The 14,096-nt window shown below is 58.2% G+C and carries 12 protein-coding genes; 10 read left to right on the top strand and 2 right to left on the bottom strand.

Features of this window, described 5'->3' with window-relative positions; genetic code table 11:
* The 10 genes from AAAB35_RS26110 to AAAB35_RS26065 all read left to right on the top strand — a co-directional run.
* A partial coding sequence (locus tag AAAB35_RS26110; protein WP_340671255.1) for a proline racemase family protein occupies positions 1-129 on the top strand: 129 nt, incomplete at its 5' end.
* A gap of 268 nt (positions 130-397) precedes the next feature.
* A complete protein-coding gene (locus tag AAAB35_RS26105; protein ID WP_340671254.1) occupies positions 398-1,306 on the top strand; it encodes a branched-chain amino acid ABC transporter permease LivH in 909 nt (302 codons plus the stop codon).
* 4 nt (positions 1,307-1,310) lie between these two features.
* Entirely contained in the window at positions 1,311-2,705 is a 1,395-nt protein-coding gene (gene livM / locus AAAB35_RS26100; protein WP_340671253.1) for a high-affinity branched-chain amino acid ABC transporter permease LivM, read from the top strand.
* The gene (locus AAAB35_RS26095) at positions 2,705-4,051 is read left to right on the top strand and encodes an ATP-binding cassette domain-containing protein (protein ID WP_340671252.1); all 1,347 of its coding nucleotides are present in this window, start codon (positions 2,705-2,707) and stop codon (positions 4,049-4,051) included. Before livM ends, AAAB35_RS26095 begins: the two co-directional genes overlap by 1 nt.
* On the top strand, positions 4,051-4,782 hold the full coding sequence (locus AAAB35_RS26090; protein WP_340671251.1) for an ABC transporter ATP-binding protein: 732 nt from the start codon (positions 4,051-4,053) through the stop codon (positions 4,780-4,782). Before AAAB35_RS26095 ends, AAAB35_RS26090 begins: the two co-directional genes overlap by 1 nt.
* Positions 4,783-4,833: 51 nt before the next feature.
* Positions 4,834-5,187 carry a DUF6867 family protein gene (locus AAAB35_RS26085; RefSeq protein WP_340671250.1) on the top strand — a complete coding sequence of 118 codons (354 nt, stop codon included), beginning with the start codon at positions 4,834-4,836 and terminating at the stop codon, positions 5,185-5,187.
* A 126-nt stretch (positions 5,188-5,313) separates the two neighbouring features.
* Positions 5,314-6,429, top strand: a complete 1,116-nt coding sequence (locus AAAB35_RS26080) for a branched-chain amino acid ABC transporter substrate-binding protein (protein WP_340671249.1) — start codon at positions 5,314-5,316, stop codon at positions 6,427-6,429.
* Between the two features lie 167 nt (positions 6,430-6,596).
* Positions 6,597-10,055, top strand: coding sequence for a pyruvate carboxylase (pyc, locus tag AAAB35_RS26075; RefSeq protein WP_340671248.1), 3,459 nt, complete (start codon positions 6,597-6,599; stop codon positions 10,053-10,055).
* 161 nt (positions 10,056-10,216) lie between these two features.
* The gene (locus AAAB35_RS26070; RefSeq protein ID WP_340671247.1) at positions 10,217-10,999 is read left to right on the top strand and encodes a DeoR/GlpR family DNA-binding transcription regulator; all 783 of its coding nucleotides are present in this window, start codon (positions 10,217-10,219) and stop codon (positions 10,997-10,999) included.
* A gap of 58 nt (positions 11,000-11,057) precedes the next feature.
* On the top strand, positions 11,058-12,224 hold the full coding sequence (locus AAAB35_RS26065) for an MFS transporter (RefSeq protein WP_340671246.1): 1,167 nt from the start codon (positions 11,058-11,060) through the stop codon (positions 12,222-12,224).
* Here AAAB35_RS26065 and AAAB35_RS26060 read toward each other — a convergent pair.
* A complete protein-coding gene (locus AAAB35_RS26060; RefSeq protein WP_340671245.1) occupies positions 12,221-13,336 on the bottom strand; it encodes a patatin-like phospholipase family protein in 1,116 nt (371 codons plus the stop codon). The genes AAAB35_RS26065 and AAAB35_RS26060 overlap by 4 nt on opposite strands.
* A partial coding sequence (locus tag AAAB35_RS26055) for a 3-hydroxybutyrate dehydrogenase (protein ID WP_340671244.1) occupies positions 13,336-14,096 on the bottom strand: 761 nt, incomplete at its 5' end. The genes AAAB35_RS26055 and AAAB35_RS26060, both read right to left, overlap by 1 nt.

Here is a 14,096-nt window from a genome sequence, read left to right as displayed (position 1 = left end):
CAGGTGACCAGCGTCGCCGATAAGGCTGCCATCATTCCTTCCGTCGCTGGCTGGGCACGCATGACCGGTTACAACACCATCTTCATTGACGATCGCGATCCCTTCGCGCATGGGTTCATCGTCAAATGAGCGGGTCGGGGATCGCGGCAAATTAAGGCGGAGCCAGACGAATCTGCTGCTTTTCAATCTTTGGTAGCAACGTTCCCTAAAGAACCGTCCATTTTTGGTGTATAATCCCGTCAAATCTGTGCGAGCAAATGTAACGATAACGTGTCGGCCAAAAAAGCAGTTGCTTTCTTTAGCGCACACGCTAGGTGTAGGATATTGGGGTAAACGGGAACCGGATAAAAAAACCGGATAAGAAAATTCCCAATAAAAAATGAGGGGTATCGTTGCGATGGAGTACTTCATCCAGCAATCGATCAATGGTCTGACGCTTGGTTCAATCTACGGCCTGATCGCAATTGGTTACACGATGGTCTACGGGATCATCGGCATGATCAACTTCGCCCATGGCGATATTTTCATGCTCGGCGCCTTTATGGCGATGATCGTCTTTCTTGCTTTGACCACGTTCATTGGCGGTGTGCCGGTCGTTCTGGCGCTGCTTCTAATGATGATTGTCGCCATGCTGCTGACAGGGCTTTGGAGTTGGACGATCGAGCGTCTGGCCTACAGGCCGCTGCGCGGATCGTTCCGCCTTGCGCCGTTGATCACGGCGATCGGCATGTCGATCGCGCTTTCAAATTTCGTCCAGGTCACGCAGGGTCCGCGCAACAAGCCGATCCCGCCGCTCGTCAATGGCGGCATCACGCTTTACGGGACAAACATCACGATCGCCTACAAGCAAATGGTGATCATCGTCGTCACGGCGATCCTGCTTGCCGCCTTCTGGTATCTCGTCAACAAGACGACGCTCGGGCGCGCCCAGCGTTCTTGTGAGCAGGACCGCAAGATGGCGGCGCTGCTCGGTATCGACGTCGACAGAACGATATCGATGACTTTCGTCATGGGCGCCATGCTCGCTGCCGTCGCCGGAACGCTCTATCTCATGTTCTATGGCGTCATCTCCTTCACCGATGGCTTTGTGCCGGGTGTCAAGGCGTTCACTGCGGCCGTTCTTGGCGGCATCGGATCGCTGCCCGGCGCGGTCGTAGGGGGGCTGCTGATCGGCCTGATCGAAGCGCTCTGGTCCGCCTATTTCTCCATCGATTACAAGGATGTCGCGGCTTTCTCGATACTGGCCATCGTGCTGATCTTCCTGCCATCCGGTATTCTGGGTCGGCCCGAAGTCGAAAAGGTTTAAGCCCATGGCCGATATGCAGACAACAGAACGGGATTCCGTTTTCGCGAAAGCGGTGAAGGAAGGGCTTATCGCCGGTGCACTCGCGCTCGGGCTATTCTGCCTCGTCGTCGGTTTCCGCACCGACCAGAACATCCGCAATGAATTGATCCTGACGCAGCGTTGGGGCCTTTTGGCAATCTTCGTCCTGGCAGCGGCGCTAGGCCGGTTTCTCATCACCTATACCGCACCCTGGCGCGCCGAGCGCAAGAAACTGCGGAAGGTGGCCGAAGCGAAGGAGCCGTCGGCCTTCCGGAAATCGTTCCCGAAGATCGGCCTCTGCCTGCTCTTTCTCTATCCGATCCTCGTGATTCTGATCCTTACCGTCTTTAAGGGGTCGGTCATGGGTGGCCTGCAAGCGTCACTCAAGTATGTCGACAATTTCGGCATCCAGATCCTCATCTATGTGATGCTCGCCTGGGGGCTAAACATCGTTGTCGGCCTCGCCGGTCTGCTGGATCTCGGTTATGTCGCGTTCTATGCGGTCGGTGCCTATTCCTATGCGCTGCTTTCGGCTCATTTCGGCTTCTCGTTCTGGTTGCTGCTGCCAATGGCAGGCATCTTCGCCGCGACCTGGGGTGTTATCCTTGGCTTTCCGGTCCTGCGCCTGCGCGGCGACTATCTTGCCATCGTGACGCTTGCCTTTGGTGAGATCATACGCCTAGTGCTTATCAACTGGACTGCTGTTACCAAGGGAACCTTCGGTATCTCGGGTATCGCCAAGGCCACGTTGTTCGGCATTCCTTTTACGCCGGGGCCCACAGGTTTTGCGGCACTGCTCGGTCTGCCCAACTCCGGCGTCTATTACAAGATATTCCTTTACTACCTCATTCTCCTGCTCGCGCTGCTAACTGCATGGGTCACCATGCGCCTTCGGCGCATGCCCATCGGCCGGGCATGGGAAGCCCTGCGCGAGGATGAAATCGCCTGCCGCTCGCTCGGCATCAATACCACGACGACCAAGCTCACGGCTTTCGCCACAGGTGCCATGTTCGGTGGTTTTGCCGGTTCTTTCTTCGCCGCGCGTCAGGGCTTCGTCAGTCCGGAATCCTTCGTCTTTCTCGAATCGGCAATCATCCTTGCGATGGTCGTTCTCGGCGGGATGGGATCGCTTGTTGGTATCGCGATCGCCGCGGCCGTCATGATCGGCGGTACGGAACTGTTGCGCGAACTTGAATTCCTCAAACTCATTTTCGGCCCTGACTTTACCCCGGAACTCTACCGCATGCTGTTGTTCGGTCTTGCCATGATCGTGGTCATGGTCTGGAAACCGCGCGGCTTTGCCGGCAGTCGAGAACCAAGTGCCTTCTTGCATGAACGCAAGATGATATCGGGCGAGTTTACGAAAGAAGGGCACGGCTGATGGTTTCGGAAGTGCAAAAGAATACTGGCGCAATCCTACGCGTTGAACGTCTCTCCATGAAATTCGGTGGTCTCATCGCCATCAACGACCTGAACTTCGAAGCCAAGCGTGGTGCGATCACGGCCCTTATCGGCCCCAATGGCGCCGGCAAGACAACGGTGTTCAACTGCATCACCGGCTTCTACAAGCCGACCGAAGGCATGCTGACGCTGACGCGGCAGAACGGGGAGCAATATCTTCTCGAGCGGATGGCTGATCACGTCATCACCAAGCGGGCCAAGGTGGCACGGACGTTCCAGAATATCCGCCTGTTCTCCGGCCTGACCGTGCTCGAGAACCTTCTTGTCGCCCAGCACAACCCGCTGATGCTTTCTTCGGGCTTTACCGTTCTCGGATTGCTCGGCTTCCCGACCTATAAGAAGGCGGCCGCGGAAGCCATCGAGAAGGCGCGCTACTGGCTGGAGAAAATCAACCTGGTGAGCCGGGCAGACGATCCCGCCGGCGATCTGCCCTACGGAGCGCAGCGCCGCCTTGAGATCGCCCGTGCCATGTGCACGGAGCCAGAACTGCTTTGCCTCGATGAGCCGGCCGCCGGCCTGAACGCACGGGAATCGGCCGAACTCAACAAACTGCTGTTGGAAATTCGCGCCGACACCGGCACATCCATCCTGCTTATCGAGCACGATATGTCCGTTGTGATGGAAATCTCCGACCACGTCGTCGTCCTTGAATATGGCACCAAGATCTCCGATGGCACGCCGGAATCGGTCAGGAATGATCCGAAGGTTATCGCCGCCTATCTTGGCGTCGAGGATGAGGAAGTCGTCGAACTGATCGAAAAGGCGGAAGAGGCCGGCGTGGACGACATCACCGCGGCCGTTGACCTGCTCTCGACCGAGGCGCTGCACGAAATCGTCGAGACGCATCCGGACGCTCAGCCGGTGGAGCTCATTCCCGCTTCAACGCTTGTGGAGACAATGCCGTCCAAGCCAACCAGGAAAGCGCCAGCAAAATCCGCGGCTGCGAAGCCGGCGTCAACGGCGATGACCGCTGGCGTCAAAGCAGGCGCGACGTCGAATGCACTGGCTGAACCTCGGGGAGGCAAGCCTGACAAGCTGATTTTGATCAAGGGGATAGGCCCTGTGAACGAGCGCAAGCTCAATGAACACGGCATCTTCCATTTCGACCAGATCGCAGCCTGGAAGAAGGCCGATATCATCGCCGCTGAAGCCTATCTCGATTTCGACGGGCGGATTGCCCGGGAAGACTGGATCGGCCAGGCCAAGAAACTGGCGAAGGAAAGCCAGGCAAAACCGGCGCCCAAAAAGACCGGAGGGGCTAAATAATGTCGCAGAACCAAGCCCTTCTCAGTATCGAGAATGTCGAGACCTATTACGGCAATATCCGTGCCCTGAGCGGTGTCACGGTTCACGCCAATCCAGGTGAAATCGTCACGCTAATCGGCGCCAACGGCGCCGGCAAGTCGACGCTGATGATGACGATCTTCGGCGTGCCCCGGGCCCGTACTGGCCGGATCATCTTCGACGGCCGGGACATCACGCGGATGCCGACACACGAGATCGCACGCCTGCGCATCGCGCAGTCGCCGGAAGGGCGCCGCATCTTCCCGCGCATGACGGTGCAGGAAAACCTGCAGATGGGTGCGAGCCTCGACGACCTCAAATATTTCGACGAAGACGCGCGGATGGTCTTCGACCTTTTTCCGCGGCTCAAGGAGCGTATCAACCAGCGTGGCGGCACGCTTTCAGGCGGCGAACAACAAATGCTGGCGATCGGCCGAGCGCTGATGGCTCGTCCCCGGCTGCTTCTGCTCGACGAGCCCTCGCTCGGCCTTGCGCCGCTGATCATCAAGCACATTTTCGAGGCGATCAAGGCGCTCAACAAGAATACGGGCCTGACTGTGTTCCTGGTCGAGCAGAATGCGTTTGGCGCACTGAAGCTCGCGGACCGCGGCTATGTGATGGTGAACGGCATCGTGACTATGAGCGGTTCTAGTGCAGACCTTCTAGCCAATCCTGAAGTGCGCGCAGCCTATCTCGAAGGCGGCCGTCACTGAACAAGCAGGGCCTTTGTTCACAAACGAACAAGGCCCAAGGAGAATATTGCCATGCAAGGCATACTTTACGAAGAACCCTCGATCTGGCTGTTCCTGCTGGTAACCTGCATCATGGGTGGGTGGGCGGCCTGGATGACCGGTCGCGCGTGCGCAAAGACCTGGCGCCCAATCGGTGTCCTCGTCTTCTACATGCTGCTCCTCGGCGTCGCCGTGCGGTTCATCCACTTCGCCCTTTTCGGCGGTACAATGCTGACGCTGCAATACTATGTCGTCGACACAATTGTGCTGATCATCGTCGGAACGCTGGGCTATCGCTACACCCGTACCAAGCAGATGATACGGCAATATTATTGGCTCTATGAAAAAGTTTCTCCATTTTCATGGAAGGAAAAAACCGGAGCCTAACCAATCTCGCTGATGCGAAATGAATCAGCGTGACAACCGCCGGGAAATCGGCAAATGTGCGCTCAAGCGATGAAAAAGGGTCATCGCGAGGGGTTTAGTAAATACCTAGAAAATGGGAGCTTTCAAATGAAGAAATCACTGTTCTCGGGCGTTGCACTTGCTGCGATGCTCGCTTTGAGCGGTCATGCCTATGCTGATCTGATGATCGGTGTCGGTGGTCCGTTGACCGGCCCGAACGCCGCATTCGGCGCTCAGCTGCAGAAGGGCGCGGAGGCTGCCATTGCTGAGATCAACGCTGCGGGCGGTATCAATGGCGAACAGGTCAAGCTTTCGCTCGGTGACGACGTTTCCGATCCGAAGCAGGGCATTTCCGTTGCCAACAAGTTCGTTGCTGACGGGGTAAAGTTCGTAATCGGTCACTTCAACTCGGGCGTTTCGATCCCGGCGTCTGAAGTCTATGCCGAAAACGGCATTCTCGAGATCACGCCTGCCGCAACCAATCCGGTATTCACCGAACGCGGCCTCTGGAACACCTTCCGCACTTGCGGTCGCGACGACCAGCAGGGCGTGGTAGCCGGTACTTACATTGCCGAGAAGTTCAAGGATGCCAAGATTGCAGTCGTGCACGACAAGACGCCGTATGGCCAGGGTCTTGCTGACGAAACCAAGAAGACCTTGAATGCCAAGGGCATGAAGGAAGCCATGTACGAAGGCGTCAACGTCGGCGACAAGGACTTCTCCGCACTCATCGCCAAGGCAAAGGAAGCCGGTGTAACGGTTCTCTACTGGGGCGGTCTCCACACCGAAGCCGGCCTGATCATCCGCCAGCTCGCCGATCAGGGCCTGAAGGTCACCTTCATCTCGGGTGATGGTATCGTTTCGAACGAACTCGCTTCGATCGCAGGCGACGCTGTTGCAGGCACGCTCAACACCTTCGGTCCGGATCCGAGCAAGAACCCGGCCAACAAGGAACTCGTTGAGAAGTTCCGTGCACAGGGCTTCGAGCCGGAAGCTTACACGCTCTACTCGTATGCCGCAGCACAGGTCATCGCCGACGCAGCGAAGGCTGCCGGATCGAATGATCCTGAAGCCGTTGCCAAGGCCATGAAGGAAAAGGGTCCGTTCAAGACCGTTCTCGGCGACATCGCCTATGACGAAAAGGGTGACCCGAAGCTTCCAGGCTACGTCATGTACGAATGGAAGAAGGGCGAAGACGGCAAGTACAGCTACTTCCAGCAGTAAGCCTTCTACACCAGTTGCCTAAGCGAATGCCCGGTCTCGTACCGGGCATTTTGCTGTTGGACATTTCGAGTTCTTATGCTCAATATGCGTTGTTTGCAGTGCAGCAATCTGTAGCCAGATAAGCGCGCCAAACCAAAAGTATTTTGTTCATATTCGGAGCTGCGGTCTTGCCCATCAAGAAAATCCTCGTCGCCAATCGTTCGGAAATTGCTATCCGCGTGTTTCGCGCTGCCAACGAACTCGGCATGAAAACCGTGGCGATATGGGCGGAAGAGGACAAACTGGCGCTTCACCGATTCAAGGCGGACGAGTCCTATCAGGTTGGGCGCGGGCCGCACCTCGCCAAGGACCTGGGGCCCATCGAAAGCTACCTCTCGATCGAGGAGATTATCCGCGTTGCCAAGCTTTCCGGCGCCGATGCGATCCACCCGGGCTATGGCCTCCTTTCCGAGAGTCCGGAATTTGCCGATGCCTGTGCTGAGGCAGGCATCATCTTTATCGGCCCGAAGCCGGAAACAATGCGCCGACTCGGCAATAAGGTCGCCGCGCGCAACCTAGCCATCGAAATTGGCGTGCCGGTTGTTCCGGCCACCGATCCGCTTCCAGACGACATGGACGAGGTCAAGCGGCTTGCCGAGACGATCGGCTATCCGGTGATGCTCAAGGCGTCCTGGGGTGGTGGCGGCCGCGGCATGCGCGCCATCTTCAAGCCGGAAGACATTGCTCGCGAGGTCACGGAAGGCAAGCGCGAGGCGAAGGCGGCGTTCGGCAAGGACGAAGTTTATCTCGAGAAGCTGGTGCAGCGCGCCCGTCACGTCGAGGTGCAGATCCTCGGCGATACGCACGGCAATGTGGTGCACCTCTTCGAACGCGACTGCTCCATCCAGCGGCGCAATCAGAAAGTCGTGGAACGTGCTCCGGCTCCCTACCTTAACGATGCGCAGCGCAAGGAGATTTGCGACTACGGACTAAAGATCGGCAAGTCCACCAATTATATCGGTGCCGGAACGATCGAGTTCCTGATGGATTCCGACACCGGCTCCTTCTATTTCATCGAGGTCAATCCGCGGATTCAGGTCGAGCATACGGTGACCGAAGAGGTAACCGGGATCGATATCGTCAAGGCGCAAATCCGCATCCTCGAAGGCGCAACCATCGGCACGCCGGAATCAGGCGTACCGGCGCAAAAAGACATCAGGCTCAACGGCCACGCATTGCAGTGCCGTATCACGACGGAAGATCCAGAACAGAATTTCATCCCCGACTATGGCCGCATTACCGCCTACCGCGGCGCGACTGGATTCGGCATCCGTCTGGACGGCGGCACGGCCTATTCAGGCGCTGTCATTACACGGTTCTACGATCCGCTCCTGGAAAAGATTACGGCCTGGTCGCCGACAGCCGAGGAGACCATCCACCGCATGCATCGCGCCTTGCGCGAATTTCGCATTCGCGGCGTTGCGACGAACCTGACCTTCCTCGAAGCGATCATCACGCATCCGAAATTCATCGACAATTCCTATACGACGAAGTTCATCGACACGACACCAGAACTCTTCGCGCAGGTCAAGCGGCAGGATCGCGCCACCAAGCTTCTGACCTATCTTGCCGATGTGACGATCAACGGCCATCCGGAAACCAAGGGCCGGGCAACTCCGCCGAAAGAGGCCGCGCTGCCACGCGTCCCCTTTATCGAGGCGTCAATCCCCGACGGAACCAAGCAGCTTCTCGACCAACTCGGGCCCAAGAAATTTGCCGAATGGATGCGCAATGAACAGCGGGTGCTTGTCACCGACACAACCATGCGGGATGGGCACCAGTCGCTGTTGGCAACGCGCATGCGTACCTACGACATTGCACGTATCGCAGGGACCTACGCGCGCGCACTGCCGCAGCTTTTCTCACTGGAATGCTGGGGTGGGGCAACCTTCGACGTAGCCATGCGCTTCCTGACGGAGGATCCGTGGGAGCGGCTGGCAGAGGTTCGCGAGCGCGCACCCAATATCCTCTTGCAGATGCTTTTGCGGGGGGCCAATGGGGTCGGATACAAGAGCTATCCGGATAATGTCGTCAAATATTTCGTCAGCCAGGCGGCGCGCGGCGGCATTGATGTGTTCCGCGTATTCGACAGCCTGAACTGGGTCGAGAACATGCGCGTCAGCATGGACGCGGTGCTCGAGGAGAACAAGCTTTGCGAAGCGGCGATCTGCTATACCGGCGACATCCTCAATGCGGCCCGGCCGAAATATGACCTCAAATACTATGTCGATCTCGCCAAGCAGGTCGAGAAGGCGGGTGCGCATATCATCGCCATCAAGGACATGGCGGGATTGCTGAAGCCGGGCGCTGCGAAGGTCCTGTTCAAGGCATTGCGCGAGGCAACCGACCTGCCGCTGCATTTCCATACGCATGATACGTCGGGCATCGCGGCCGCGACCGTGCTTGCTGCCGTGGATGCCGGTGTCGATGTGGTCGATGCCGCGATGGATTCACTCTCCGGCAATACGTCGCAGCCCTGCCTCGGCTCCATTGTTGAGGCATTGAAAGGGACGGAACGCGATCCTGGTCTTGACCCCGAATGGATCCGCCGTATCTCCTTCTACTGGGAGGCGGTACGCACGCAATATGCAGCGTTCGAGAGCGACCTTAAGGGACCGGCCTCTGAAGTTTACCTGCACGAGATGCCCGGAGGCCAGTTTACCAACCTCAAGGAGCAGGCGCGCTCGCTCGGCCTCGAGACCCGCTGGCACGAAGTGGCCCAGGCCTATGCCGACGTCAACCAGATGTTTGGCGATATCGTCAAGGTGACGCCATCCTCTAAGGTTGTTGGCGACATGGCGCTGATGATGGTGAGCCAGGACCTGTCAGTCGAGGATGTGAAGAATCCGAACAAGGATATCGCCTTCCCCGATTCGGTCGTCTCGATGATGCGCGGCGACCTCGGCCAGCCGCCGAAGGGTTGGCCGAAAGACATCCAGAAGAAGGTGCTGAAGGACGAAAAGCCCTTCACCGAGCGACCCGGCGCGCTGCTGGCGCCGGCTGATCTCGAAGCGGAGCGCGGCGACATCGAAGCCAAGCTCGAACGCAAGATCACCGATCAGGAGTTTGCAGCCTACCTGATGTATCCCAAGGTCTTCACCGACTTTGCCACCACGCAAGATACCTACGGGCCGACAAGTGTCCTGCCGACGCATGTCTATTTCTACGGGCTTGCGCAGGAAGAAGAGGTGTTCCTCGACATTGAGCGCGGCAAGACGCTGGTCGTCCGCAATCTCGCCATGGGCGAGGCCGACGAAAAAGGCATGTGCACGGTCTTCTTCGAACTCAATGGCCAACCTCGACGTGTAAAGGTGCCGGACCGTACCCGTTCCGCAGGCGGAGCGGGGGTGCGCCGCAAGGTTGAGCTTGGCAATGACAAGCAGGTCGGCGCGCCGATGCCGGGTATTGTTTCGACGGTTGGTATTGCGCCCGGGCAGAAGATCAATGCCGGCGACGTTCTCCTGTCCATCGAGGCGATGAAGATGGAAACGGCGCTGCGTGCCGAGCGAGACGGCATTGTCGCTGAGGTGCTTGTTCGGGCGGGCGACCAAATTGACGCCAAGGACCTGCTGGTCGTATACGAGTAAAATTCATCGACACCGCGATTGTCATTACAAAGGCTCCCTCGTGGGGGCCTTTCACGTTTCTCGACCCGATCTAATCATCTATGCTTGTTTATGCATGAATGTGCAATAGATATTACCCATATCGGCAAATTTTGGTATAGTGGCTTATGGAGGCTATACCATTGCTGAGAGATCTGTCGCCTGACGAACGTAAAAGCATGATCCTCAAGCGGATCAATGAAGCCGGCCGGGTGCTGGCGAGTGCGGTCGCGTCGGAATTCGGCGTCTCGGAGGATTCCATACGACGCGATCTTCGGGAACTCGCGGAACAGGGTCTCGTACAGCGCTTCCACGGTGGCGCCGCACGAAGCAGAGCCGGCCCAAGGAGTTTCCAGCAGCGGGCGCGCGAAGAGACCGCCGGAAAAAGGGCGATTGCTAGGTCTGCTGCCGCCCTCATTCCGCCGGATACGACGATGATTCTCGATTCGAGCACGACGGTCCTCGAATTTGTCCGAGCACTTCCAGCTGATCTCAGGACCTGCATCATCACGAGTTCACCAGACATAGCCGCTGCCGCGCTCGATCATCCCCTTTGCGAGGTGATCCTGCTTGGCGGCAGCCTTAACCGGCTGACTCGGAGCGCCATCGGGCAATCGACGCTTTCTGAAGTTCAATCCATGCGGGTCGACTATTGCGTGCTTGGCGCCTGCGCCATTGATGAGGGCTTGATGCTGCGTGCCGAAAATTATGACGATTCGCGCATGAAGCTGGCGCTCGCTCGGGCAAGCAATGAGGTCATACTACTGGCAACGAGCGAAAAGCTTGTGAAGCAGGGTCCGTTCTCCATCGGGCCCATATCCCTTATTTCGACGCTGGTTACCGACAGTACGGCCGACGCATCGATACTGGAGCGAATTGGCGCTGCAGGTGTCGAGGTGATCGTCGCCGACGACAAACAAGCCTAAATTATTGCGAGTGAATCCAATGTCCGCCCAAGTCCAATGTTCAACCGGTGTAGCCCCAATGGATGCCGCTATCTATCGCAGGAAAGCCGTGTATGGCCGATGGGCCGTCGCCAGCGCCTTCTTCTTCAACGGCTTTCTCGTCGGCAGCTGGGCTCCGCAGATTCCTGTCTTTGTGACGCGCCTCGGCATCAGTGAATTTACCCTCGGCCTGCTCATCCTTGTGTTCGGCATCGGGGCATTGGCTTCCATGCCCTGGTGCGGCTATCTCATTGAAAAACATGGCTCGCGTTCCGTCGTCAAGGGCTTTGCTGTGTTCTGTTCCTTCTCGCTCCTGCTTGTTGCCCTCGCGCCCAATGTGATTGCCGCGGCACCGGCACTGTTTCTCTTCGGTGCAGTCATAGGCGGCATGGATGTCGCGATGAATGCGAATGCGGTGGAAGTGGAAAAGAAGCTCTCGCGTGCCGTCATGTCCTCGTCGCATGGTTTCTGGAGCCTTGGCGGTTTTGCCGGCGGCGGCCTCGGTGGTCTCCTTATCGAGGCGCATGGGCATCTGGCACACGCTGTCGTCGTCACCCTGATCGCGATTGTGCTCGGCCTCATCGCCTTCCGCTTCATGATCACCGAAGACGCGCCCGTCGTACACCAAAAGCAGAAACTGACATTCCCCACCAATCCGCTGATCTACCTCATCGGTTTGATGGCACTCTTCTCCATGGTTCCTGAAGGGTCGGTGCTCGATTGGGCAGCGCTGTATCTGCGTCAGGAGCGCGGTGCAGATATCGCCACGGCAGGCTTCGCCTTCGCCGCATTTTCCGGCACCATGTCGATCATGCGGTTCCTCGGCGATGGGGTGCGCGACCGCTTCGGCGCGGTCAATACACTGCGCGTATCCGCCCTTATAGGTGCGTCGGGAATGCTTATGGCAAGTCTTGCGCCGACTTCGTGGATCGCGATCCTCGCCTTCGCCTTTTCCGGCCTTGGCATTGCCAATATGGTTCCCATTGCCTTTTCAGCGGCTGGCAACCAGGAGGGTACGTCCTCCGGCGTAGCCCTCAGCATGGTTACGCTGATGGGGTATTCGGGAATCCTGGTCGCGCCATCCGCAATCGGCTTTGTGGGCGGGAAGACCGGTTTCGGCCCCGTCTATATGGTGCTTGCCGGCCTGCTCATTGTCGTCGCCCTCATGGCCAACCTCGCCAGGAGCGCGGATAGAAAGGTGAATTAGGCCCGGCGCGCCGCGCCGGCAGGCTTCTTGCGCTGCAGCAGGAAATCGCTGACGCGCCGGCCAGGCTTCTTGGCCTTGAAGCCGACATGCATCTCCGGGGTGAGTTCGTCGGTCAGATCAAGCGTTGCGTGCTCGCCAACGGCGTCGCTATGTTCCTCCAACCAGTCTTCCGCGGCCGCACGGCCAAGATCGCGCAGGTACTCGAGGAACGCCCACTCGGCATTGATCTTCGACGATGCGGACAGACCAGCGAGCGCTTCATCGGCGTCGATGCGATGCATGCGAATATGGCGGTAGTCGCCATGCTGCAGTCTGCCCGCGTCGATCAGTGAATTGACGAAGGCAATAGACCGGAACTCGCGCAACAGCGCAGCATTGAAGGTAATTTCATCGATCCGCTCGCTGATTTCGCGTGCCGTCTTCGGCGTGCCGCGACGCTCGATCGGATTGATCTGGATGAGGAGGACGTCTTCGCTTTCACTCGAATAAAAGAACGGGTAGAGGGCAGGATTGCCGCCATAACCTCCGTCCCAATAGGGCTCGCCGTCAATTTCGACCGCCTGGAAAATATAAGGAAGGCAAGCGGATGCCATCACGACATCCGCGGTCAGTTCGGATTGCGAGAACACCCGCAGGCGCCCGGTCTCGACATTGGTTGCCGAGATGAAAAGCTTGAGCTTCGAGCATGCCTTCACGCGCTCGAAATCGATCTCCTTCTCAATCACGTCCCGCAGCGGATTGAGATTGAAGGGATTGAATTCATAGGGAGAAAACACCCGAGAAATCTGCTCGAACAAATTGAAACCGAGACCATTCTCAACCGACCAATTGCCAAAGAACCGGTCCCAAGGTGAACGCTGCACCGGGCTGAATTGGCCGGTGCGCCCCACAGCGCGCCAGAAGTCATGCAATTTGGCGCGTGCACCTTCGGGGCCGTTATGAGACCAGCCGTCGGCAAGCGCGACAGCATTCATCGCGCCGGCACTCGTACCGGAGACGCCTTCGATATTCAGGCGGCCGTCTTCCAGGATGCGGTCGAGCACGCCCCACGTAAAGGCGCCGTGAGAACCACCGCCCTGGAGGGCGATGTTGATGGTCTTGGCTTTGGTCATTATGCCGCCGTCCAACCGCCATCAACGGAGATCGACGTGCCGGTGATCTGGGCTGCGGCGTCGCTGGCGAGAAATACCACGGTCGCACCGATCTGCTCGACCGTCGCGAATTCCTTGGTGGCCTGCTTGTCGAGCATTACTTCCCGAACCACCGTCTCCCGATCCATATTGTGTGCCTTCATCTGGTCGGGGATCTGGGCCTCGACCAACGGCGTCAGCACATAACCGGGGCAGATTGCGTTGCAGGTGATATGTTTCTCGGCGACTTCAAGGGCCACAGTCTTGGTAAGGCCGAGAATCCCGTGTTTAGCGGAGACATAAGCCGACTTGAACGGCGAAGCCCGCAGGCCGTGGGCCGACGCGATATTGATGATGCGCCCCCATCCGGACTTCTTCATGTGGGGCAGGGCGGCAGCGGTCGTGTGAAACGCCGACGTGAGGTTGATCGCAATGATCGCGTCCCACTTCTCGACGGGAAACTCGTCAACCGGCGCCACGAACTGGATGCCCGCATTGTTGACGAGTACGTCGACGCCTCCAAAGGCTTCCGCGGCCTTGTCGATCAGCGCGCGGCAATCGGCTCCGTTCGACATATCCGCCTGGATGTAGACGACGTCGGTCGAATACGTACTCGCGATCTCCTTGGCAAGCGCATGGTCCTCAGCGCGATCAGTGAAAGAATTGATCACGACATTGTAGCCAGCAGCGGCGAGGGCGTGGGCAGAGCCGAGACCAATGCCGGAATTGGAACCTGTGACGA

Source organism: Phyllobacterium sp. (assembly GCF_037994425.1).
In the GTDB taxonomy this organism is placed as follows: Bacteria; Pseudomonadota; Alphaproteobacteria; order Rhizobiales; family Rhizobiaceae; genus Phyllobacterium.
The sequence above is the reverse complement of the archived record's forward strand: the minus strand, read 5'-3'. Positions and strand labels throughout refer to the sequence as shown.

Excerpts from the sequence above, each read along its gene's own strand:
- AAAB35_RS26060 (WP_340671245.1), bottom strand. The coding sequence starts at position 13,336 with ATGACCAAAGCCAAGACCATCAACATCGCCCTCCAGGGCGGTGGTTCT.
- AAAB35_RS26085 (WP_340671250.1), top strand. The coding sequence starts at position 4,834 with ATGCAAGGCATACTTTACGAAGAACCCTCGATCTGGCTGTTCCTGCTG.
- AAAB35_RS26080 (WP_340671249.1), top strand. The coding sequence starts at position 5,314 with ATGAAGAAATCACTGTTCTCGGGCGTTGCACTTGCTGCGATGCTCGCT.
- AAAB35_RS26065 (WP_340671246.1), top strand. The coding sequence starts at position 11,058 with ATGGATGCCGCTATCTATCGCAGGAAAGCCGTGTATGGCCGATGGGCC.
- AAAB35_RS26105 (WP_340671254.1), top strand. The coding sequence starts at position 398 with ATGGAGTACTTCATCCAGCAATCGATCAATGGTCTGACGCTTGGTTCA.
- AAAB35_RS26090 (WP_340671251.1), top strand. The coding sequence starts at position 4,051 with ATGTCGCAGAACCAAGCCCTTCTCAGTATCGAGAATGTCGAGACCTAT.
- AAAB35_RS26095 (WP_340671252.1), top strand. The coding sequence starts at position 2,705 with ATGGTTTCGGAAGTGCAAAAGAATACTGGCGCAATCCTACGCGTTGAA.
- livM (WP_340671253.1), top strand. The coding sequence starts at position 1,311 with ATGGCCGATATGCAGACAACAGAACGGGATTCCGTTTTCGCGAAAGCG.